Raw genomic sequence first — 19,124 nt, forward strand, 5'->3', positions numbered from 1 at the left:
AGGGCGCGCTGGGCGCCGTGCGGTCAGGGGTGGAAGGGGTTACGGAACGACCGGGCGGCCGTCGGCGTAGATGGCTTCGGCGTTGGCTGGCTTGAGCACTTCGAGGCCGAAGCTCAGCTGCACGAAGTCGGTGCCCTCGGCAATGATGGGCAGGTCGCCATCAGGGGTCAGGGTGACCTTGGGCATGTAGAAATCGCGCTCGCCGCCGGTGGCGTTGTCGGACACGATGCGCAGGGCGCCACGGATCTCCGATGCACTGCCGGTCTTGACGCGCTCGAAGGTGGAGGCCACGGGGGTGTAGCCGAAGTTCACATTGCCAGCGGTGATGGCGCCGCCTTCGATGATCTGAATGCGGCCGGTTTCAAGGTCCACGTTGTAATCCTCGCCCGCGTCGTACGTGACGGCACCGGCTTCGTTCTTGACCGTGACGCCCGTGACGTTGCGCACGCCCAGGGGGTTGCCTGCGGTGGAGCCCAGTTGGTAGAAGCGGCCCGGGATGACGGCGCGCAGCTCGGCTGTGACAGCCACGGCGGACTGGGTGACCACCTCGCGGGTGCCGGACATCCACAGCGCGAAGTTGCTGGCGGACATGTTGTCGCACACCAGGGAGCCCGTACGATCGATCTGCACCACGACCGAGGCATCCTTCTCGCGCAGGCCGGTCATGGAGCTGAAGTGTTCGGCCTTCTCGGTCTCGATGGTGACGGTGACTTCGGGGCAGTTACCGAAGGCGATTTCGCCGGTGAGCACGCCGTTGGCGTCCTCGGGGTTGAAGTAGGCCCGGCCGCGCGGGATGGTGTATTTCTGCTCTTCGTGAACGAGTGCCATGGTGAGTAGCTCCAGAGAATGGGGTTTCAGGTGGCGAGCGCGCGATAAGCGCCGCCCGTGGCGAAGGAAAGTTCAATGGCGGCCTGACCCTCGGGCAAGAAGTCGGGCACGCTCACGCCATCGAGGCGCAGTTGCTCCCACTTGCGCCCGCCCGCCTCGCCTGGCGCCCACCCCTGCAGCCGGCCAATGACCTGGTGCATGGCTGCGTCAAGCTGCTCGGCGGCCACATCGCTGCGCTGCACGATCAGGGTGATGGACCACGAAGGCGCCACCATCACCGCGCCCTGTTTGCTGTCGGGCGCAGCCACGCTGCGGATGCTCAAATCCACAGCCGGCACAGTCCGGCGGTCCACCGTGTCGGTCATGCCGCGCACAGCCCAGGCCGTGAGCGCGGACAGGCCGACCAGGCGGGCTTTGATGACGGGTTCGAGGGCCAGCATGGTCAACCTGCCTTGGGGTAGATGTCGAGGTCCACCCAGCCACCGGCATCGGGCTGCACGCCCGTGGCCACGACATAGGTGGTGCCGTTGATCACCAGTTCCGAGCCTTCATGCAGGCCTGGTGTGTTGGCAATGCAAAAGCTGCAGGTGTGCTGGGCTGTGTCAACGGCGCCGGTCAGGGGATCGGCTACCGCACGCTCGAAGATCACCCCGAACTCCGCCCCGCCCTGGTACACCGCAATGGCGTTGGACAGGCGCGCCTGCACCGTGCTGTTGACACGGGCTTCGAGGGCGGCGAAGGGGTTGAGGGACATGGCGGCGGGCCTGGGTAGCGGCTTAGGTCTTGGTGCCGGGCACGCCGGTGAACTTGACGTTCAGCGTGGTGACGCCGTTGCCCGCAGCCTGGAAGGCGACAGCGGCTGCGCCGGTGATGTCGCCCGTGGCCGGGGTGGCGGCGTTGTCGTCGAAGGCTGCAGCGGATGCATCCCAGGTGAGGGACTCTCCTGCAGCGATGACGGCGCCGGACACCTTGGGCACCGCAAAGACACCGTCGACCGCGACCGAGCCGGTGGTGTTGTTGGGAATGTCCTTGAGCGCAACGCCCAGGATCTGGCCCACCGCGACGACCTTGCCGGAAAGGATGGTGCCGCCGGTGGCGTTGGCGAAGTCCAGCACTTTGCCGGGCTGTACGTGATTGCTTGCCATGTCAGGTTCTCCAGAAGTTGAGATGTGCCAGGCCCGCGCTTACGCGCCAGCGTTGGTGGCTGCGCCGCGATAGTCGTGGCCGGCCACGCCGTAGTCGAGGCGGCACTTGAAGCTGGTGCCATCGGTGGTGAAGGCGCTTTCCTGCTCCAGGAAGGGCGTGTCGATACCGTCGAGGAAGGCCACCTCGATGGCAGGCGCTTCGTTGGCATCAGCGAAGGCGCTGTACCGCGTGCCGGTGAGGCGCGGCGTGCCGACGATGTCGCGGAACAGGCCCAGCGAGATGTTGGGCGTGTAGGCGTTCTTGCCGGTGTTGGGCTCGTACTGCGCCTGGTTGAGCAGCTTAGCAGTGGCCTCCAGGCCCAGCGGTGCCAGCAGCACGGCAGGCGAGATGTCGAGGTAGTCGTTGCCCGACACGTCCTTTTGCGAGCCCATCAGAACGCGAAACTCGTTGAAGGTGGTGGTGGACATGGCGCCAGGGGTGCCGATGTTGCCGTGGTCGACGTGGAACAGCGTCTTGCCATCGGCCAGCACCGGGCCCAGGCCGCCGTTGGAGTTGATCAGGGCGTACACGTCGGCCTCGACCGTGCGTGCAGCTGCGCGGCCCATGGCGGCGGACTGGTCGGTGATGGCACCCAGATCGTCGTTGATGACGATTTCGCGGCTCAGGTTGATGATGAAACCTTTGGTGAGCGCCGAGATGGTGGAGCGTTCGCCATCAGGGATGGCTACCGACTTGTATTCGCCCAGCTCGTTCTTGGGCTGCAGATTGCCCAGCGAGCCGACGCGGAAACGGTTGTGCGCGCGGAAGTCGCTGACGCTGCCGCGCTTGCAAAAGCGCTGCCACGTGAGGGCCTGCACGGCATAGGCCGACAGCAGGGTGCGGTGGATGGCATCGGTGAGCAGCACAGGGAAATCGCTGGTGCTCTGCGTGAAGGCGGCGGCGACGATCTCGCGCTTGTCCATCCCCCGGGCGTTGACGCCCGCGGCTTCGAGGCTGGCGCGGGCATGCTCCAGCAGCGTCATGCCACGGAAGGGGTTGGCGCCGTGGGCAGCGATCTGCTCTTTGCTGGCATGGCCTGCGCGCACCAGCAGGGCAGCAACCACGCCGCTGCGGCGCTTGTCCGCTTCGTCCTGCACGGTGGTGATGCCACCGCCAGCAATGGGCGTGGCCTGGGCGCCCAAGTGGGCCAGCAGGCGCTGGCCAGCGGCGTCGGGGGTGATCGCGGCGTCATCCTCGCAGGTGCGCTGCAGTTCGGCCACGCCAGGGTGGGCGGCGAACGGGGCAAAGCTGGCGCGCACCGACTGGCGGCGCGAGGATTCGACGCGCAGCACCTCAGCGCGAGCCTCGGGGGTGACCGTGCCGTCAGGCACTGCAGGGGCTGCAACGGGAGCTGCTGCTGCTGCAGGGACAGCAGCGGCGGCCGGGACGGCGCTTCCGCCACCGGCCGCAGCGGCACCGGCAGCACCAAGGGCGGCCAGCAGCACATGGGTACGGAACTTGTTCATGGGATCCTCATCAGCGGAAGGTGCGGCGTCAGCCGCGGAAGTGCCCGCCGCCTGCAGGGCAGCAGGCAGAGAGCGGTAACGGGAAAGGGGCAAGTCGCGCGTGGCGCTGGCGGCCACGGGCATGGCGTCGGTGACGGCATCGACGAACTTCTCGGCCACGGCCTCGGCGGCGGTGTAGTAGTGGTCTTTGCCATCGGTGAGCAGGGCCAGCATGGCGGGCTGGTCGCCCGTGCGGGCGGCGTAGCTGGTGGACATGGCGGCCGCCCAGGTGTCGAGCTGGTCAGCCGTCTCGCGCAGCTCGGCGCTGTTGCCGGCGGTGTAGGTCCACGGCGCGTGGATCATCAGCATGGCGTTGCTGGCCATGTTGACCACGTCACCGGCCATGGCGATCAGGCTGGCGATACTGAAGGCCATGCCATCGATTTCAGTGGTGATGGTGGCGCGGTGCCGGCGAATGGCGTTGAAGATGGCCAGGCCGTCGGGGACGCTGCCGCCGATGCTGTTGATGCGGATGGTGATCTGGTCCACATCGAGCGCATTCAGGTCGCGCACGAACTGGGCGGCGCTGATCGTTTCTTCGTACCAGCTCTCGCCGATATCGCCGTAGACGTAGATCTCGGCGGCTGCAGCAACGCCCAGTGCAGCGGCGGCCACTGCGGTGCGGCGGCGGATGGCGTACCAGGGGTTTTGCTTGCTGCTCATGGAGACTGCCTTGCTCGTTGCGATAAGGCAGTCTCCAAAAAAGAGAGTCCACTTTTTAGGGGAGAAAGTGGACTATTTGCAGGTTGAGCGAAAGTTTTTCAGTCGTCGCCTTCCGGCGCTGGTGCCGGGGGTGGCGCTGCCTGGGGCGCGCCTGCAGCCGGGGTGCTGGGGTTGCTGGTGAAGCGCACGCCTCGGCCGTCAGTCTCCTCGCGCCACTGGGCCACTTGGTTGAGCAGATCGCGCGGGTTGCCACCACGGCGGCGAATGACTTCCACCTCGCTGGCGAAGCCGGCCTGCGTGAGCAGCAACCAGGCGTTGGCCTCTTTGAGTGGGTCGATCCAGGGCATGGACTGGCCAAGAAACAGGCAATCGGCCTCGGTACCGGGCATCACGTCCGAAGGGATGCGCAGCACGCCGCTGATGTGCGCCACGGCCACGATGGTCTGCCACACCGGCTGGCTGTGCATGCTGACAAACTCGTCGGTGAGCACGGCATAGTGCACCCACTGCTCTACCAGCTCCTGCCGCATGGCGGCGTAGCTGCCGCCGTAGTCGCGCGCGATGCTGGAATAGCTGCCCCCGATGCCGGCGGCGTAGGCGCGCAGCTGTCCCGCGCGCCAGGTGACCAGGTTGGGGTTGGGCCGGTTGCTGTCGATGAGGCCGATTTCTTCGCCCACGGCGAGGTTGTCGAGGATCATGCCGGGGCGCATCTGCAGGTCGCGGGGCACCAGGTTGCCCTGGTCATCGGTGGCCATGCCAGCAGGGTCGTATCCATCGGGGCTGGTGCGCTTGACGAAGGCGGTAAGCGAGGCGGCCACCTTGGCTGCGATGCGCTCGCTTTCTTCGTAGTCCTTGAGGTCCTCGGTGCGGGTGAGCACGCTGGCAAATTCAGACACACCGCGCCACTGGTGCAGGCGGTCCATGGTGCTGACGTGCAGCATGTTGGCCGCAGGGATGACCTTCATGTCGCCCTGCGAGATCCATGACCCCCCCTCGCGAGGGTCGCCTTTGAACACGTGGTAAGCCGTGGCCCTGCCCCAGGCATTGACCTGAATGCCCTGGCGGATGCTGCGGCTGGTGTCGGTGTATTCGAGCGGCACGAAATCTGGCTCCATCACCTCCAGGCTAAACGGCAAGGCAGAGCCATGCACCAAGCCAGGCACGTTGCCAATGACCTTCTGCTCGAAGCACTCGCCATCACGCAGCCAGGTGTAGGCCACCATGCGCTGCATTTGCCGGTCTGACATACGGGCCGTAACTTCGGGCCGCAGGCACCAGCGCTGGTGCAGCGCGCGGAGAGCCTCGGCGTATTCCTTGTGGATGGTGCCATCCAGCCGCAGGGGCTGGGGGTCGATACCGATGCCGCCCGGGCCCACGATGTTGTTGACCATGACGCGCAGGGCGCCACGGGACAGGTCGTGGTTGCGCTCCAGGTAGCGGGCATGGTTGCGCAGGGTGCGTGCGCTTTTTTCCACCAGGTTGTTGGGGCTGGTGTTGTCGGCCCGGCGCTTGCGCAGGCGCGTGGGCTGGGCGGCTTCGTAGTGGGCCAGCACGGTGCGGGCCTTGTAGCGTTCGACAGCGCGCACAGGGTTGTACAGAGCAACCACTCGGTCGATGAGGTTCATGGTGCGGGCCCGCGTTCAGTCGTGGTTGAAGCTGGCCAGGCCGTAGCTGCGCCCGCCGAAAGTGGGCTGGCCGTTAGGCGCCTGGCTGGCCAGGGTCTTGGCGATCAGATCGCGGGCGGCCATGAGGTCGCTCATGGACCGGTGGGTGACGGTGCGCCCGTTGTAGCTGACGGTGAGCTCGCCACTGCCGATGGCACGCTCCACGTTGTCGAGGTCGGTCTGGGTGAATGCCATGGTGTGCCTGCTGGTGTCGGTGGTGGATGCCAGAAACTAGCCGTTGTCCGGTCCACTTTCATGGGGAGAAAGTGGACTCTTGGGGCCCGACACTCCGATGCGTGCTGCACCAGCCGGGCGCGCGCTGACGATTTCGAACAGGCGCGATCGGCGAATGCCGTGGGCCTTCATCACCTCTGCCGCGTTTGTGCCGTTGTACGCCTGGCGGATGGCCTCATCGCGCTCGGACTTGCTGGGCGCCGGCACGTAGATATGCCCCCTGCCCCCCAGGCGCATGCCGCCGTAGCGCTTGCGCATGCCGCGCACCAAGGCGCTGGCCAGGGCCTGTGCCGGCACCTCGTGCATGCCCAGCTCTTCACGGACGATCTCGACGAAGTCCTGTTCGAGCTGCATGACTGCGTCGTCGGCCTGGCCGGGGGTGATGGCTCGGGGGGCGGGGTTGATCAGGTGGATGGAGGTCATAGGCGGCTGTTCCAGTCGTCGGAGGCGAAGGGGGATGACAAGCGCGCCTGAACCGGTCGCGGCTTGATATTCGAAATCACTACGGGTGTCGGACTTGCCGTCACTTTCGGAGGAGATGAGAGGTCTGGGGTGCGATCGTCTGGTGTGCGTTCGCCCTGGCCGCCAGGGTGCTCATGGCTCGCCATGACAGCGGGCAGCTCAAAAACACCGTCATCACCCTCAAGCATCAGTGGAGCCTGGCGGATGCGTTGCTCCACCAAATCCCACATGGCCGGCCTGCGCAGATGCAGGCGCTTGTGGCGATAGAGGTAGATGGCATACACGGTGCAGTCGAGGGCTTCATTGCGCCGGTCAGTGCGGGGCTTCCATTCGCGCTTGGCAGGGTTGAGGCGGCTGGGGATCTTGATTTCACTGAGCAGCTGCTCGTAGAAGTCGTCGCGCACGGCTTCAAACCAGTGCATCCGGCCAGGGCCGTCGCCCTCCAGGCGCACACGCCCAGCGTTTTCGGACCATCCGAGGATCAGGTCTTTGGCTTTCGCTGTTCCGACGATATGGATGGACACTCCGACGCGGGAGGCCTTCGTAGATCGCTTGTTTGGGTCGACCTTTTTAGGGGGGGTCCAGATCTCGAATTTGCCAATGGCGTCAGGCGCGCCCTTGACCGCGATCACTTCTCGGTCGGGGCGACTGTGCTTACGAACAAATGCATAGGCGGCATCGCTGGTCTGGCCGTCCGAGCAGTCGATGGCTGCGGCGCCAATTGCCAGAGCAGCCCCTGTGGCGTGGCGCACGCGGCGGCCGAGCAGGATCTCCAGATCCACCCATGCGCCGGCGTGGGCCACGATGGTCTGGCCGTACAGCTCGCCCCAGTACACCAGCCACATTTCTTCACCACGGCCGAAGGCCCAAACGGTGACGGCCAGGCGGTCGTGCTGCACGTCGATGGTGGCGAAGATTTCCAGGCCGCCCACGGGACAGCTCCACTCGGCGTAGTGCTCGGCGCGCTTGCGAAGGGTGTCCTCTTCGGGCAGCTCGCCACGGTACTCCCAGGTGATGCCCAGCGTGGAATTCCAGAACGCAATCATGTCGTTCGGGTCGCCGTTGTCGAGCTTGAACTTTGCTTCCAGGTACTTGCGGGCCAGCACGGGCACACGCGATTCATCGAAGGTGCTGAGCAGCTCGTTCAGGTAGAAGCCCGGGATGGCGCTTTGCGCGGTGGGCACCCAGCCGCCGCCGTCGCGCTCGGCGCGCCGCAGGTTGGCAATGCGCTCATCGTCGGTCCACGTGGTGCCGCAGTGGGGGCAGGTGTAGTAGGCCTTTTCGTGCTGGTGGCGGCCGTAGATATCGCGCGGCTGGGCGTCTTCGTCTTCGGGGATGGTGACGTTGTCCCAGTGCATGACGTGGGTCTCGCCGCACGAATGGCAGGGCACGTGGAAATAGCGCTTGTCGGTCTTGCGCATTTCGGCCTCGACGGCGCTGGCATCCTTGGCGGTGGGCGTGCCGCCGATCAGGATCAGGTGGTCGCCGTAGGTCTTGACCCGCTCTTCCAGCAGCTTGATGGAATTGCCCTGGCCCCGCACGTCGGTGGCCGCGTCGTCGGGCTCTTCGACCACCACCACGCGGGCGCTGGTGGACTTCACATCGCTGGGGCTGTTGGTGCCGACCAATTTAGCCAGGCCGCCGGGGAAGCGCTTGCGCAGCAGGCTGTTGCCGTCGGCGCGGCTCTTCAGGTTGATGCGGGCGCGCAGGACCTTGCACGCGCGGATCATGGGGTCGAGCTTCTCGCTGGCGAAGTCCTTGGCGGCCATGGTCCGGGGGAACGCGGCCACGATCACGCTGGGCCGATAGTGGATGTGGTACCCGATGATGTTGCAGACGATGCCCACGGTGTATCCCACCTGGGCGCTCTTCTGCACAACGATCTTGCGGGTGGCGGGCAGCGTGGCGGCCTCGGCGATGCCGCGCAGCGCGGGCGATACGTCCCAGCTGAACCGGCCTTTCAGGGAGGATTCCTCATTGCTCAGCACGCGGTACTTGACGGCCCACTCGGCGCCCGACATTTTGGGCGGGGGGCGCAGCCGGCGCCACACGCGGGCATGCATGGCGCGCAGCGCCAGGGCCGCCCTGCCCTCGTGGTCGTTAGCCGAGTCGGCGTAGTTCATGCCTGTTCGTCCTCATCGCCCTGGTCTTCGGCGTCTTCGTCATCGTCATCGGCAGCGCGCCAGTTGGCCAGTCGGCCCAGGAACTCACCGAAGGACGCCCGGAGCAATTCCTCCAATGCCGGCTTCTCCATGCCGATGGCCAACGATGCCAGGCGCGCGGGCTCGCCCTGCAGGAACTCGCGCGCGCTCAGAACGGCGCTGGCCCACAGAGGCTCCACCTCGGAGGCGGGGATCAGTAGCTTGGCGTCTTCGAGCAATTCCTTTTCGAGCTTGTCGCCCTGCAGGCGCAGCACGCGGTCTTTGGGCGACTCGGATTGCACCTTGCGGATCTCGCGGTCCACCAGCCACTTCACGCACTCGGGCGCTTCGTATTCGCTGGACACCCCCGGCCCACCTTGGAAGGCGACCGGGAACCCCAGCACCTGCCACTCGGTGATGGTCTTTGGCGCCACTCCGAACATGGCCGCTATCTGCTCCTGCCCTTTCACTCTCATGCTTACTTACCCCTTGAGCGAATGGACGACTAGACAAAAATCGGGGTGCGAATTACCCGTACGGCACCTCTCCGGGAAGGACCCGCGATGGGGGGGGCGGTCCGTCCATCGACGGGCGGCGGACGGGCGGGCGGGCCGGGTCACGCTGGCACCCCCAGCCCGAGCGATGCCTCATAGGCCTCGACCACCCGGCGTTCGTACGATGCGAACAGCTTCTCCTTGTCCTGGTCCCATGGCCCAAGCCCAAGGCGCACACCCATGGCCTCGACGCCACTGCGCGTGTCGCGCCAGTTGTCGGGGATGCTGCCTGCCTGGCCCGCATCCGCAATCGCATCGAGCCAGCGGCTATCGCGCAACCATCGCAGCACCGATGGGCAGGCCTTGCCCTCTTCCTTGCCAAGCCTGTCTGCCTGCTGTGCAGCAGCCCTGAGCAGTTGCTCGGCCGTGACCTCACCAATGCCCTGCAGCTCCTCGATCTTGCGTGCCACATCGGCGATGCGGGTGCGGCGTTGGTCGGGGAAGTAGGCGAACAGGGCGGTTGCCGTGGCCATGGCTGCAGCAGACGCCACAGCGCCCCCCTGCCCTGCCTGCCCCACCCTCCCCCCTGCCCGACCAGGCGCAGCATCCACCGCGCCCGCCCCCCCTGCAGGGGGGTTGGGGGGTATTAGTTGGTTCTGGTTCTGGTTCTGGTTAGCCGTGACAGGTGCGGGCGGTGTAACGGCAGGCCCCGTGACAGGTGGCGTGACAGGTCCATCCGTGGGTATGGCAATGCCATGCTGACGACACAGGGCCAGCAGGTCACGCATCTTGGCGTTCCAGGCGGGCGCCTCTCCCACCTTGCGCAACTCAGAAAAGATAGCAGCACGCCTAGCACGGCTGCGGATTTGGCGGTCATTCTCGTTCGACTTGACAATGCTGCTGGCCTCTTGCTGGGCGCGATAAGTGGCTATCACCTGCTCACATTCGTGGTGGATCCAAAACCCTTCTTCGTCCTGCTCGAAGAACTCATCCAGCAAAAACTGAAGGGCCGCGATCTCATCTGGCGTGACACATACCAGCCGCCTCGCCAGCCTATCGAAGTCAGACCCGTCGAGCGGCTGCTCTTTGTCGAAGTACATGTCACGCATGTCACGGTACACGGCACGTTCCAGCCGTGACAGGTGCCGTGTCGCTGTGTTGAAGTCACCAATGTGGTGGGGGTAGTGATTCATACGCCCGCCGCCTCCCGAATGCGAAACCGCACCCGCTTGTCCAGATAGTTCTGCACATCCGCCCCCTGGGCGATGCGCTCCATGCTCAGCCGTGGCTTGTACGTACCCACGCGCACGAACATCACCACTGGCTTCACGTCAACCCCACCCGTGCCACTGGCAGCCCAGATGCCTGGGGCCAGGTGGTGGCCACGCAGGCGGCCATAGCTCACGAAGTAGCGGCGCCCAGTGGTGCGCTTGTTGCCCGTGTGGATAGCGCGCTTGCGCTTGTCCGACATGTTGGCGCTGTAGCCCTGTTCGGGCGATGCCTGAAAGTAGCTGATCAGCTGCACCATGAACGCCCCGCGCAGGTTGCCCCGCCCGTCATCGCTGCCCGGGTAAGGCACACGCGGGATGCTGGTCTGGTACCCGCTGGGCAAGATGCCAGCGCGCCGCAGGGCCACCTCGCTGCGCTTGTCGCGCCGCCGCCCGCCGAACTCCTGCGCCTGCAGGATCTTCTGCGGGTCCACCCCAGGGCTGTCGCGCTGGTTCTCGGGCGCGATGCGCACGCTCAACTTATTGGGCGTGGCCTGCTGCACAAAGCTGCTCTTCAGGACATAGGGAGTGGGCCTATCGAACACACGCGCCATTTCCGCCTGCATCTGCCGGCGCACCTGAAACCCCGTGTCATTGAGCGCCTTGGCATAGGCTTGGCGCGCCTGCGGCCCGGCCAGCTTCGCCAGCTCGGCCTGCACCGCCTCCAGATTGCGAACGCCGATGGAAACCTGAACCATCAGGCGCCCCCAGGCGGCTGGGCCATCTGCCGCACCGCACAGTCACCATAGGCATTCACCGCCCCCAGCAACTCAGAACGGCACTGCTCGATGCGGTTGCGCGCATTGGTCGACACACCCCGGCCATCGGCATTCGCCTCATGTGCTGCCGCCGCCAGGTCGCCCAGGCACTGCAGCACACGCGCCATACCCTCTGACAGGCTCGACACCTCCACCGGGTTCACACGCACGCACACATACCCCTGCGCCGCCGCCAGCATCATCGTGGGCGAGACATCGCCCAGCAGGTGCTGCACCAGCTGCAGATCGCGCACGCTGAAAACGTGGGTTTCGCGCCCGCTGATCTTCTTTTGCAGAGTGCTCTCAGACCAGCCCAGCCGCTTGGCGACCGAGCCTACCCGGCCCCGCAGCATGTTGGCCACAGCCACCAGCACATCAGGCTGGGGCTTGCCACCGGACGGTAGCGGCTCATCCTCGCCGTAGGCAAGCGCCTCCGGAATTGAGACAGTAAACCCCATGACTCCACCCCTTGTAAAAAATCCCAACGCCGCCCCGCCAGGCGGAACGCCGCACACCTGCCCGTGCGCAGCGGCCCACGATCAAAGGAGCGAGGAGGCGCCCCGGCCGCATGGCGGCTTTGGTGACAGCGCAGGGAATAAATCTGATTGTTTGAACACCAACGAAACCGAAAGCGAGACCACCCGCCATGCCATCCACGCAAGCACCCACCGCAGCCCCAGCCACGGCGCCAATGGCCGCGCCCACCCTCGACCAACGCGTGGAGGCCCTGGAGCTGTTCATGCAGCACCTGGTGCTGGTGGTGGAGTGCGAAACCCACTTCACGGCCGAGGCCCTGGGCAGGTGGATGGACATAGCGCGCGACCGCATGGCAGTCACGCAGAGCACGCAGCCTGGCACCCAGCAGGCGCTGGCGGCGCTGCAGCGCCGGGTGCTGAGCTGACACTGCAACATGGCGCCCGCCCTCCCCTGGCTTACGATGGAAGCTCCTACACAGCCATCACCAGAGGGGGCGGACATGGCAGACCCAATTACCGCTGCGATATCGGCGGCCAGGTTTTCGTACGACCTCTTGTCGGTTGCGATTGCAGCGCGCGACGAGGCGAAGATCAAATCCGCACAACAGGAACTGAACGAGCGGCTCACGAGCGCTTTAAACACCACGCTCTCCCAGGTTCAGACCATGCACGCTTTGGAACTGGAGACGCAAAAGCTCCGTACGGAACTCGTAGAGACGAAGGGCAAAAATCTGGAGCTCGTACGAGAGATCGAAAAGCGCCGTGGCTATGTGCTCGCCCAGCCGGCCCCAGGGAAGTGGGCATACACGGCGCCAGGCTCCGAAACCGGCAGCCCCGAGAGCACAGCTTACTTTTGCGCAACCTGCTATGCCGAGAAACGCGAGATTCCATTGCAGTACAGCAAGCCGCGCGTGCACGTCGAAGCGTGGCTCAACTGCCCCATGGAGCGCAAACACAGCCTTTCCCTTGGCGGCGCCTTGCCCGACAGCGGTCGCCCAGAGCCAGACAACCCCTTTGCGCGCAACTGGTAAAAGCAGCTCAGCAATCACCGCAGACCTCCACCACCGCAGCCCGCCCAGGCCCAGCCAGCGGCAATCGCGGGCCAGCCATCACGGGCAGCGGGGAAGGATCTGCAGGCGGATCGCCAGCGCGACCCAATTGCGGCAACGCCAACGCATACAGCCGGCGGATTGAGACACGGCCATACACGCGGTCCAGATCGGCAATGCGGGTGAAGATGTCGCCGCTACGCATGCGCCACCTCCTGCCGCTGGGCCAGGGCCGTCGCGGGGTCGTTGGCAGCACCCTCCCTAAGCGCCGCCTTGCGCAGATAGTCCCAATCGAGCCCAGGGCAAAGCCGTTCGCAGCGCAGCGCTCCACCGCTCTCGCGATCAAGGCTGATGCACAGCTCTACACCGAGTTGCTGCTTTGTGGAAACGGCCTTTCGCAGGTAGCCGACCGTCGTTTTACAGCGCTCAGCGAAGGCATCACGCTCGGGCGGCGGAAGGTTGCGCAGGTAGTCGAGGATCTCATGCATCGGACCATATTACTACACGGTAATACAAAAGCCAATACCCTGCAGTGTTTTACTTGCTGGTAATGAGGCCCAACAATGCAAACCCTCATGCTTCCGCAAGACGATCCAGCTATTGCCAACCGCCGCGCGCGCCTTCGCGAGTGGATAGACACGCACTTCGGCGGCTCGCACACCCTTTTCATCGCCTCCACCAACAACGGTGAAAAGCAGATGAACCAGGGCGAGCTGTCCGCCCTGCTGCGCAACAAGACATTCGGCGAGCGCCGGGCCAGGTCGCTAGAAGCCATGGCCCACATGCCGCCCCGGTACCTCGAAGAACCCCCAGGCAAACAGGTGGAGGCATCACCGATCAAGGTGCAGCAGCCCGCCAAGCCCATCGGCTATCCAGCAGAAGACGCGCCCACCCCCAGGCCGCCGGTTGGCTGGCCATTCAGTAGAGTGACCCTTGCGCGCATCGTTGAGCTGCGCAAGCAACTGGGCGTGCGTGCCGGCACCCAGGCGATGCAGGACATCGACGAGACACTGGAACTAGTCGTCAGCAAGTGGGAGCGGCGCGCCGCATCGCCGGCAAAAAGCGCCGCATAGCACAGCGAAGATCTACCACTTCCCTGTGCACCACAGACGCACCGGCCCCGGCGACCTCCTAGGGCCAGCCTGAACAAGACGAGGATAAAAACCGGGAGCCTATGAGGCCACGGGCGATCCACGCGCGGGGGCCCTGACCTCGGGCAACGGCCGGGCGAGAGCATCAAGCATCGCCTGCTCAGACGGATGCACATCGGCCTGAGTGGCCACAATCTCCCTGCAGGCCATGGCCGCGCGCTCAGCATCGCGCGGGGCCTCGCGGCGCAGCCTGTTGTAAGCGCGGATGAACCCGGCGATGGTGGGCACATCGACGTACTCAAGCAACCCCTTCACCATGGCCGCGTCGATCCGGTCATCACCCGTCAACTCGACGCAATGGCGAACGATCACCCCCACCTCTGCCGCACGCATTGCGCCGTCCGCCTTGGCCGCAAACAGCAGCATGCGCAGCAGATCCCGATACTGCGCGTACAACGCATCCAGCACAGGCTCGGGCGATGCCTCCCATTCGGCATTGAGAAGGGCCTGCAGATTGGGCACTACCTCGCCAGTGCCAAGGTCGACCACGCGCTCCATACGGTCAAACCGGAAGGTGCGCTTGGCCTTGCGCAGATGGCACCAGCCCAGCACCAAACACTCATGCCCTTGAGGCTCGAATGCCTTGATGTCCACATCCCGCTCAGTCACAGTGCCATCGCCGTCGCGGTACTTGATGCGCACACTTTTCTTGACGCTGCGCTGCGCCATCACATCGTAGAACGAGCCCTCCCAGGCATCACCCTCAGGCTGCGCAGCGCTACGCACGTCTTTGACCGGCTCTGCCGTCTCGCGCTTGGCCGCCTTCGCAACCGGTGAGTTGACGGGGACCAAGGTGGACGCACCGCAGCGTGCGCATGCCTTGTACTTGCTGCTCTGCCGCCAGATCGAATAGATCAACCCCGGGATCAGAAAGCACAGCCACAAAACAATCTCGATGAGCAGCGAGCCGCGCGTACGCGTCTTGCCCTTGCCCTCATGACCGCAGCTGGTGCAGTAGCGCACCGGCCCCGATGTGCCCGCCGAACCCCGCACAGCAGCCACCAAGCCAAACCCGAGCAGGCCAACCACAAGCCAGCCGCCAAACGAGAGCCCGCTCGACTCCTGCGCTTGCGATGGCGCGGGGGCTGCAGGCTTGACCTTTGGCACGAACACAGGGGCGGGCCTGTCCGGCGCTGGCGAGGCCTGCGCCGCCTGGTCAAGCGGCACAGGCGTGCCATCGAGCTTTTCCGCCGCCAGCGCACCGCGCGGGCAGGCCCCCAGTTGCTGAGTGATCTTTGCACCATTGGGCATGGTGCACCGCAGCTGCGCCTGCGCCACACCCACGCCCAAAGCCAGCACTACGCCGACCAACCCCCATCTGCCTCGCTGCCAAAGCCGCATAGACCTCCTCCTATTGGTGCAGGCTAGCACGCAACCGTCGGAATACGTAACAAAACATTGCAATCTAGCCCAAACGGGTGAAGTGAGAAATATTACTCACAGGTATTGACATTGCATTACCGTGCAGTAATATTACTTCCATCGCGCACCCAGCGCCATGGAGACCAGATGTCCACCACCGCCGCCCAACTCGCCAGCGCCCTCACGGCCTACACCGTCGCCACCAACCAGGCCAAGACGGCAGCCGCCCACCTGGCCGACATCAGCGCCTTCACCAACGCCGCGCACCACGCCGGCCAGGCCCGCCACTGGCGTCGCGCCAAGGCCAAGCCCGCCAATGGCCTCACGCCCGGGCAGTGCGAAGCGAAAGCACGCGAGCACGAAGCCCGAGTGCGCGAGATCGCGCTGCAGTCCGAGATTGAGCTGGCCCGCCGGGCCGAGGCCGCAGGAGCGCACTGATGCTGCACCCCTACACCGTCAAGGTCGGCACCCTCACCTACCGCGCCTGGGCCACCAGCGCCTGCGCCGCCATCTGCCAGGCCATCACCGTGCACGGCTGCATGCGCGTCAGCGCCCGGAGGGCAGCGTAATGCCCGGCCTGCGCAAACCCACGCCCCTGCCCCGCCTACAGGGCCGCACCGACGCCGACGCCGCATGGCTTACCGGCTGGTGGAGCGGCGCAGTAGTCGCCTTCGTCCTGGGCTTCGGCGTCGCAGTGCTGTGCGGGGTGCTGCGATGAACAGCACGCCCCCCGCCACCGGCGACCGCCGCGCCCGCCCACGCGGCCCCGGCTGCAGCGCCTGCGCCGGCACCACCGCCCAGGCCTGCCCGGCCCCGCAGGCCTGCGAGGCACCCGACCCGCTGGAAACCACGCCCGCCACGGTGGGAGAGCAGGTGCACGGGTTGCTGCTCATCGCCCTGGGCGCTGCTGTCTGCGCGATGTTTCCGACCTTCGGGGGCCAGCCATGAAAGAGCGCCCCATCCTTTTCAGCGGCGCAATGGTGCGCGCGCTGCTGAATGGCAGCAAGACCCAAACACGCCGCATTTGCAAGCCTGCCGCCAACCTTTCAGCGGTAGTTGAAGTGCCGGACCCGGCGGAGCGCGGGCAGGTTTACAACGGCTCGCACTTTGGCGATGAAGACGGCGAAGTGCAGTTTGCATGCCCTTATGGCGGGCGCGGCGACCGGCTCTGGGTGCGCGAAACGTGGCAGGGCCCACTGCTTAAGGAATTCGAGACAGATGCGGACGCCGACTGGCACACACCAGCGCGCATCCATCAGTACCAAAACCCTGCGCACTGCGCTTACGCCGCTGATGGTGGGCCCGCCCCGGAGTTCTTCGACCTCGACGACAACCTGCAACAGCGCTGGCGCCCCAGCATCCACATGCCCCGCTGGGCCAGCCGCCTGACGCTCGAACTCGCCAGCGTCCGCGTCGAGCGCCTGCAGGACATCAGCGAAGCCGACGCCCTGGCCGAAGGCATCGTGCGCCAGCCCGACGGCGGCTACGGCCTGGCCGACACCACCCACTACCACGCCACCGATCCCCGCATTTGCTACTGGTCCTTGTGGGACCACATCAACGGCGCGGGCTCGGTCGAGAGCAACCCCTTCGTATGGGTGCTCGGCTTCCCTTCCACCACCACCCCAGCCCAACCATGAGCACCACCCCCCAGCACTCCAGCACCACCGCCGCCACCGACGTGGCCGAGTTCATCACCGACCTCGACGGCGGCCAGTTCGACCGCATGTTGTCCATTGCCCTCAGCCAGGTGGCCGCCGGCACGGTGGACAACGACGCCAAGGGCGAAGTGAACATCAAGTTCGTCTTCGAGAAGATCCCCGGCAGCAGCCAGGTGCTGTGCAAACACATCCTCAAATTCTCGCGCCCAACGATCAACGGCCGGGCCAGCGAAGAGGCCTCGCGCAAGACCGCCCTGCACGTCGGCAAGTTCGGCCGCCTCACCCTCGCGCCCGAAAGCCAGCTTGCCATGTTCGACCGCAGCGGCACCCCCATGCCGCCCAGCGCACCCCAGCCCAGCACCACGCAGGGCAACCCCAGCGCCTGACGCGCAGCGCGCGCCCAGCACCACCCGCCCCATCCATCCACCACCACAAGGACCACCATGGACCCGCAAGCCGACAACAACAACACCGCCACCGCCGAGCTGCTGCAGACCGGCGCTGCCTTCGCTCCAGCCGTCAACATCCCCGATGCCTTCATCAAGGCGCTGGAGGAAGGCCAGGAAATCACCGCCGCCCACCTGGCCACCACCGCCGCGCTGGACCAGCCCGGCGCCGTCATCAGCTTGCCCGAGCACTTCAAGCTGCACGACCTGGAGGCCTTTCTCCCCCAGCGCCGCCGCGCACGCGGCAAGATGACCACGGCCTACGTGCAACCGTTCGCCGACTACACCACCGCCTACGCAGGGCCCGGCGCCGTGGTGTTTGTCAATGCCGACGAAATGTCCGCCACCGGCGTGCTGGACCTGGGCACCGTCGAGAAGCCCGGCCACGCCGGCAACCTGGCCGTGCTGTCGCCCAAGAAGACAGCTGCCTACGCTGCGCTGTGCAGCGTCAACGGCCAGGCCAAGAGCCAGCAGGCCCTGGCCGAGTTCTTTGAGGACTGGGGCGTGCTGGCGGCCATGACCTTCGCCAACGAGCAAACCCCCAGCATCACACACGCCCAGGCGCTGGCCGCCATCCGCCGCATCACCATCGAATCGGCCCGCAAGGTCGACAACGAAGAGAAGGCCCTCAGCGCCAGCCGCACCGCCTTCGAGAGCGTGGCCGCCACCAGCGCCGAGCCCATCCCCACGGTGATCAGTTTCGTCTGCCAGCCCTATGCGGACCTGAAACCGCGCAACTTCATGCTACGCCTGTCCATCCTGACCACCGGCGACAAACCGGCGCTGGTGCTGCGCATCCAGAACCTGGAAACGCACATCGAGCAAATGGGCGGCGAGCTGGCCGGCCTGGTGCACGACGCCATGAAGGGCGCCATGCCCGTGCTGCTGGGCAGCTACGCCAAGGCGAGCTGACCCACTCCACTCCACACCCCACCGCAGCGAGGCACCCACCATGCGCGCCACCGGCACCCTCTTCATGAGCAAGACCCGCCCCGAAGTCGGACGCAACGACCAGGGCCAGTTTCGGCTGGTGCTGCGCCTGCTCGACAACCTGGGCAGCGAAGGCATGGAGGCCTACCAGGTGCGGTGGCTCGGCCCCGAGGCCGAAGCCTTCTGGAACGCCCAGCGCAACAACCTGGTGCCCGGCGCGGTGCTGGACGTGGAGCTTTCCCACCTGCGCGCCCACACCGGCGCCACTCGCCCCCCCATCCCTGAGCTGCGCGGCCGCGTGGTCCGCGCCCAGGTGATCCCCAAGCGCACCCACCACCCCGCAGCAGCCGCTGCATAACCCCCAGCCCGAAAGGCATCCCATGAGCAAGCCCAACAACACCCGCAAAGTCGCCGCACCCCGTGCCCGCACCACCATCGCCCGCGCCGTGCCTGGCCAAGCCGCGCCGGTGGCCGCAGCCGCCAGCAACGTGACACCCCTGACCGCCGCCATTGGCCCGCTTCTGGCCCAAGGCGTCCTTCGGAATGCCGCCGAGGTCATCACCCAGCGCGGCGCACAGCGCGACACCGCCACCGGCCAGGCCACCGCACCGCAGGAGCGCAGCATGGCCGCCACCGTGGCCGCGTTCAACGCCATCCACAAGACCACCCTGACCGAAACGCAGGGCTGGGCCTTCATGCAGACCCTCAAGATGGTCCGCGCCGCCACAAGCGCCCGCAACGGCCTGTTCAACACTGACGACTACACCGATGGGGCCGCCTACGCAGCGCTGGCCCACGAAGCCGCCGAGTCCGAAGCGGCTGTTGAAGCCACCTTCCGCAACTGAGC

General features: G+C 66.0%; 26 protein-coding genes and 1 pseudogene. 11 read left to right on the top strand and 16 right to left on the bottom strand.

Annotated elements, in window-relative coordinates; genetic code table 11:
• Positions 1 to 39: 39 nt before the first annotated feature.
• From QYL93_RS07135 to QYL93_RS07200, 14 genes and pseudogenes are all read right to left on the bottom strand, one after another.
• Positions 40 to 828, bottom strand: coding sequence for a hypothetical protein (locus QYL93_RS07135; RefSeq protein ID WP_305743005.1), 789 nt, complete (start codon positions 826 to 828; stop codon positions 40 to 42).
• 26 nt (positions 829 to 854) lie between these two features.
• Positions 855 to 1,268: a hypothetical protein gene (locus tag QYL93_RS07140; RefSeq protein WP_305743006.1), complete on the bottom strand. Its 414-nt coding sequence runs from the start codon at positions 1,266 to 1,268 to the stop codon at positions 855 to 857.
• A gap of 2 nt (positions 1,269 to 1,270) precedes the next feature.
• On the bottom strand, positions 1,271 to 1,582 hold the full coding sequence (locus QYL93_RS07145) for a hypothetical protein (RefSeq protein ID WP_305743007.1): 312 nt from the start codon (positions 1,580 to 1,582) through the stop codon (positions 1,271 to 1,273).
• 22 nt (positions 1,583 to 1,604) lie between these two features.
• Positions 1,605 to 1,973, bottom strand: a complete 369-nt coding sequence (locus tag QYL93_RS07150) for a DUF2190 family protein (RefSeq protein WP_305743008.1) — start codon at positions 1,971 to 1,973, stop codon at positions 1,605 to 1,607.
• A 39-nt stretch (positions 1,974 to 2,012) separates the two neighbouring features.
• A complete protein-coding gene (locus tag QYL93_RS07155) occupies positions 2,013 to 4,181 on the bottom strand; it encodes a ClpP-like prohead protease/major capsid protein fusion protein (protein WP_305743009.1) in 2,169 nt (722 codons plus the stop codon).
• A gap of 98 nt (positions 4,182 to 4,279) precedes the next feature.
• Positions 4,280 to 5,806 (bottom strand): phage portal protein, encoded by a 1,527-nt coding sequence (locus QYL93_RS07160; RefSeq protein WP_305743010.1) that lies wholly within the window; start codon positions 5,804 to 5,806, stop codon positions 4,280 to 4,282.
• Positions 5,807 to 5,821: 15 nt separating this feature from the next.
• Positions 5,822 to 6,040, bottom strand: coding sequence for a phage head-tail joining protein (locus QYL93_RS07165; RefSeq protein WP_305743011.1), 219 nt, complete (start codon positions 6,038 to 6,040; stop codon positions 5,822 to 5,824).
• 36 nt (positions 6,041 to 6,076) lie between these two features.
• Positions 6,077 to 6,502 (bottom strand): hypothetical protein, encoded by a 426-nt coding sequence (locus QYL93_RS07170; protein ID WP_305743012.1) that lies wholly within the window; start codon positions 6,500 to 6,502, stop codon positions 6,077 to 6,079.
• Positions 6,499 to 8,664, bottom strand: coding sequence for a phage terminase large subunit family protein (locus QYL93_RS07175; RefSeq protein WP_305743013.1), 2,166 nt, complete (start codon positions 8,662 to 8,664; stop codon positions 6,499 to 6,501). Before QYL93_RS07175 ends, QYL93_RS07170 begins: the two co-directional genes overlap by 4 nt.
• Positions 8,661 to 9,158 (bottom strand): terminase small subunit, encoded by a 498-nt coding sequence (locus tag QYL93_RS07180; protein WP_305743014.1) that lies wholly within the window; start codon positions 9,156 to 9,158, stop codon positions 8,661 to 8,663. The genes QYL93_RS07175 and QYL93_RS07180 overlap by 4 nt, the downstream gene beginning before the upstream one ends.
• A 140-nt stretch (positions 9,159 to 9,298) precedes the next feature.
• Positions 9,299 to 9,709 carry a hypothetical protein gene (locus tag QYL93_RS07185; protein WP_305743242.1) on the bottom strand — a complete coding sequence of 137 codons (411 nt, stop codon included), beginning with the start codon at positions 9,707 to 9,709 and terminating at the stop codon, positions 9,299 to 9,301.
• A gap of 456 nt (positions 9,710 to 10,165) precedes the next feature.
• A pseudogene (locus QYL93_RS07190) lies at positions 10,166 to 10,369 on the bottom strand (DUF1376 domain-containing protein); the annotation flags it as partial.
• Entirely contained in the window at positions 10,366 to 11,142 is a 777-nt protein-coding gene (locus tag QYL93_RS07195; protein WP_305743015.1) for a hypothetical protein, read from the bottom strand. The gene QYL93_RS07195 and the pseudogene QYL93_RS07190, both read right to left, overlap by 4 nt.
• Positions 11,142 to 11,660, bottom strand: coding sequence for a phage regulatory CII family protein (locus QYL93_RS07200; RefSeq protein ID WP_305743016.1), 519 nt, complete (start codon positions 11,658 to 11,660; stop codon positions 11,142 to 11,144). The genes QYL93_RS07195 and QYL93_RS07200 overlap by 1 nt, the downstream gene beginning before the upstream one ends.
• Positions 11,661 to 11,848: 188 nt before the next feature.
• Between QYL93_RS07200 and QYL93_RS07205 the strand changes: the two genes are divergently transcribed.
• Together QYL93_RS07205 and QYL93_RS07210 are read left to right on the top strand one after the other, a co-directional pair.
• Positions 11,849 to 12,103: a hypothetical protein gene (locus QYL93_RS07205; protein ID WP_305743017.1), complete on the top strand. Its 255-nt coding sequence runs from the start codon at positions 11,849 to 11,851 to the stop codon at positions 12,101 to 12,103.
• A gap of 75 nt (positions 12,104 to 12,178) precedes the next feature.
• Positions 12,179 to 12,709 (top strand): hypothetical protein, encoded by a 531-nt coding sequence (locus tag QYL93_RS07210; RefSeq protein ID WP_305743018.1) that lies wholly within the window; start codon positions 12,179 to 12,181, stop codon positions 12,707 to 12,709.
• Between the two features lie 215 nt (positions 12,710 to 12,924).
• Here QYL93_RS07210 and QYL93_RS07215 read toward each other — a convergent pair whose 3' ends face one another.
• The gene (locus QYL93_RS07215; protein WP_305743019.1) at positions 12,925 to 13,215 is read right to left on the bottom strand and encodes a Cro/Cl family transcriptional regulator; all 291 of its coding nucleotides are present in this window, start codon (positions 13,213 to 13,215) and stop codon (positions 12,925 to 12,927) included.
• A gap of 87 nt (positions 13,216 to 13,302) precedes the next feature.
• Here QYL93_RS07215 and QYL93_RS07220 point away from each other — a divergent pair, with 87 nt between their 5' ends.
• A complete protein-coding gene (locus tag QYL93_RS07220) occupies positions 13,303 to 13,800 on the top strand; it encodes a hypothetical protein (protein ID WP_305743020.1) in 498 nt (165 codons plus the stop codon).
• A gap of 99 nt (positions 13,801 to 13,899) precedes the next feature.
• On the opposite strand, the gene QYL93_RS07225 is transcribed toward QYL93_RS07220, so the two are convergent.
• Complete coding sequence (locus QYL93_RS07225; protein WP_305743021.1) at positions 13,900 to 15,189, bottom strand: WYL domain-containing protein; 1,290 nt, start codon at positions 15,187 to 15,189, stop codon at positions 13,900 to 13,902.
• A 198-nt stretch (positions 15,190 to 15,387) separates the two neighbouring features.
• On the opposite strand from QYL93_RS07225, the gene QYL93_RS07230 reads away from it, so the two are divergent.
• The 8 genes from QYL93_RS07230 to QYL93_RS07265 all read left to right on the top strand — a co-directional run bounded on the left by QYL93_RS07230 (position 15,388) and on the right by QYL93_RS07265 (position 19,122).
• Positions 15,388 to 15,678, top strand: coding sequence for a hypothetical protein (locus tag QYL93_RS07230; RefSeq protein ID WP_305743022.1), 291 nt, complete (start codon positions 15,388 to 15,390; stop codon positions 15,676 to 15,678).
• Complete coding sequence (locus tag QYL93_RS07235) at positions 15,678 to 15,809, top strand: hypothetical protein (protein ID WP_305743023.1); 132 nt, start codon at positions 15,678 to 15,680, stop codon at positions 15,807 to 15,809. The genes QYL93_RS07230 and QYL93_RS07235 overlap by 1 nt, the downstream gene beginning before the upstream one ends.
• A gap of 145 nt (positions 15,810 to 15,954) precedes the next feature.
• Entirely contained in the window at positions 15,955 to 16,188 is a 234-nt protein-coding gene (locus QYL93_RS07240) for a hypothetical protein (protein ID WP_305743024.1), read from the top strand.
• Positions 16,185 to 16,880: a hypothetical protein gene (locus QYL93_RS07245; RefSeq protein WP_305743025.1), complete on the top strand. Its 696-nt coding sequence runs from the start codon at positions 16,185 to 16,187 to the stop codon at positions 16,878 to 16,880. The genes QYL93_RS07240 and QYL93_RS07245 overlap by 4 nt, the downstream gene beginning before the upstream one ends.
• A complete protein-coding gene (locus tag QYL93_RS07250; protein ID WP_305743026.1) occupies positions 16,877 to 17,287 on the top strand; it encodes a hypothetical protein in 411 nt (136 codons plus the stop codon). Before QYL93_RS07245 ends, QYL93_RS07250 begins: the two co-directional genes overlap by 4 nt.
• Before the next feature lie 57 nt (positions 17,288 to 17,344).
• Positions 17,345 to 18,259, top strand: coding sequence for a DUF2303 family protein (locus tag QYL93_RS07255; RefSeq protein ID WP_305743027.1), 915 nt, complete (start codon positions 17,345 to 17,347; stop codon positions 18,257 to 18,259).
• A gap of 40 nt (positions 18,260 to 18,299) precedes the next feature.
• Positions 18,300 to 18,635, top strand: a complete 336-nt coding sequence (locus QYL93_RS07260) for a hypothetical protein (protein WP_305743028.1) — start codon at positions 18,300 to 18,302, stop codon at positions 18,633 to 18,635.
• Between the two features lie 22 nt (positions 18,636 to 18,657).
• Positions 18,658 to 19,122 carry a DUF6378 domain-containing protein gene (locus QYL93_RS07265; RefSeq protein ID WP_305743029.1) on the top strand — a complete coding sequence of 155 codons (465 nt, stop codon included), beginning with the start codon at positions 18,658 to 18,660 and terminating at the stop codon, positions 19,120 to 19,122.
• Positions 19,123 to 19,124: the final 2 nt, after the last annotated feature.

The sequence above is a fragment of the Acidovorax sp. A1169 genome, assembly GCF_030704685.1.
Taxonomy (GTDB): domain Bacteria; phylum Pseudomonadota; class Gammaproteobacteria; order Burkholderiales; family Burkholderiaceae_C; genus Acidovorax.

What these genes read in the sequence shown, in the direction of transcription:
- QYL93_RS07135 (WP_305743005.1), bottom strand. Translation starts at nt 828, where the DNA reads ATGGCACTCGTTCACGAAGAGCAGAAATACACCATCCCGCGCGGCCGG.
- QYL93_RS07140 (WP_305743006.1), bottom strand. Translation starts at nt 1,268, where the DNA reads ATGCTGGCCCTCGAACCCGTCATCAAAGCCCGCCTGGTCGGCCTGTCC.
- QYL93_RS07145 (WP_305743007.1), bottom strand. Translation starts at nt 1,582, where the DNA reads ATGTCCCTCAACCCCTTCGCCGCCCTCGAAGCCCGTGTCAACAGCACG.
- QYL93_RS07150 (WP_305743008.1), bottom strand. Translation starts at nt 1,973, where the DNA reads ATGGCAAGCAATCACGTACAGCCCGGCAAAGTGCTGGACTTCGCCAAC.
- QYL93_RS07155 (WP_305743009.1), bottom strand. Translation starts at nt 4,181, where the DNA reads ATGAGCAGCAAGCAAAACCCCTGGTACGCCATCCGCCGCCGCACCGCA.
- QYL93_RS07160 (WP_305743010.1), bottom strand. Translation starts at nt 5,806, where the DNA reads ATGAACCTCATCGACCGAGTGGTTGCTCTGTACAACCCTGTGCGCGCT.
- QYL93_RS07165 (WP_305743011.1), bottom strand. Translation starts at nt 6,040, where the DNA reads ATGGCATTCACCCAGACCGACCTCGACAACGTGGAGCGTGCCATCGGC.
- QYL93_RS07170 (WP_305743012.1), bottom strand. Translation starts at nt 6,502, where the DNA reads ATGACCTCCATCCACCTGATCAACCCCGCCCCCCGAGCCATCACCCCC.
- QYL93_RS07175 (WP_305743013.1), bottom strand. Translation starts at nt 8,664, where the DNA reads ATGAACTACGCCGACTCGGCTAACGACCACGAGGGCAGGGCGGCCCTG.
- QYL93_RS07180 (WP_305743014.1), bottom strand. Translation starts at nt 9,158, where the DNA reads ATGAGAGTGAAAGGGCAGGAGCAGATAGCGGCCATGTTCGGAGTGGCG.
- QYL93_RS07185 (WP_305743242.1), bottom strand. Translation starts at nt 9,709, where the DNA reads ATGGCCACGGCAACCGCCCTGTTCGCCTACTTCCCCGACCAACGCCGC.
- QYL93_RS07195 (WP_305743015.1), bottom strand. Translation starts at nt 11,142, where the DNA reads ATGGTTCAGGTTTCCATCGGCGTTCGCAATCTGGAGGCGGTGCAGGCC.
- QYL93_RS07200 (WP_305743016.1), bottom strand. Translation starts at nt 11,660, where the DNA reads ATGGGGTTTACTGTCTCAATTCCGGAGGCGCTTGCCTACGGCGAGGAT.
- QYL93_RS07205 (WP_305743017.1), top strand. Translation starts at nt 11,849, where the DNA reads ATGCCATCCACGCAAGCACCCACCGCAGCCCCAGCCACGGCGCCAATG.
- QYL93_RS07210 (WP_305743018.1), top strand. Translation starts at nt 12,179, where the DNA reads ATGGCAGACCCAATTACCGCTGCGATATCGGCGGCCAGGTTTTCGTAC.
- QYL93_RS07215 (WP_305743019.1), bottom strand. Translation starts at nt 13,215, where the DNA reads ATGCATGAGATCCTCGACTACCTGCGCAACCTTCCGCCGCCCGAGCGT.
- QYL93_RS07220 (WP_305743020.1), top strand. Translation starts at nt 13,303, where the DNA reads ATGCTTCCGCAAGACGATCCAGCTATTGCCAACCGCCGCGCGCGCCTT.
- QYL93_RS07230 (WP_305743022.1), top strand. Translation starts at nt 15,388, where the DNA reads ATGTCCACCACCGCCGCCCAACTCGCCAGCGCCCTCACGGCCTACACC.
- QYL93_RS07235 (WP_305743023.1), top strand. Translation starts at nt 15,678, where the DNA reads ATGCTGCACCCCTACACCGTCAAGGTCGGCACCCTCACCTACCGCGCC.
- QYL93_RS07240 (WP_305743024.1), top strand. Translation starts at nt 15,955, where the DNA reads ATGAACAGCACGCCCCCCGCCACCGGCGACCGCCGCGCCCGCCCACGC.
- QYL93_RS07245 (WP_305743025.1), top strand. Translation starts at nt 16,185, where the DNA reads ATGAAAGAGCGCCCCATCCTTTTCAGCGGCGCAATGGTGCGCGCGCTG.
- QYL93_RS07250 (WP_305743026.1), top strand. Translation starts at nt 16,877, where the DNA reads ATGAGCACCACCCCCCAGCACTCCAGCACCACCGCCGCCACCGACGTG.
- QYL93_RS07255 (WP_305743027.1), top strand. Translation starts at nt 17,345, where the DNA reads ATGGACCCGCAAGCCGACAACAACAACACCGCCACCGCCGAGCTGCTG.
- QYL93_RS07260 (WP_305743028.1), top strand. Translation starts at nt 18,300, where the DNA reads ATGCGCGCCACCGGCACCCTCTTCATGAGCAAGACCCGCCCCGAAGTC.
- QYL93_RS07265 (WP_305743029.1), top strand. Translation starts at nt 18,658, where the DNA reads ATGAGCAAGCCCAACAACACCCGCAAAGTCGCCGCACCCCGTGCCCGC.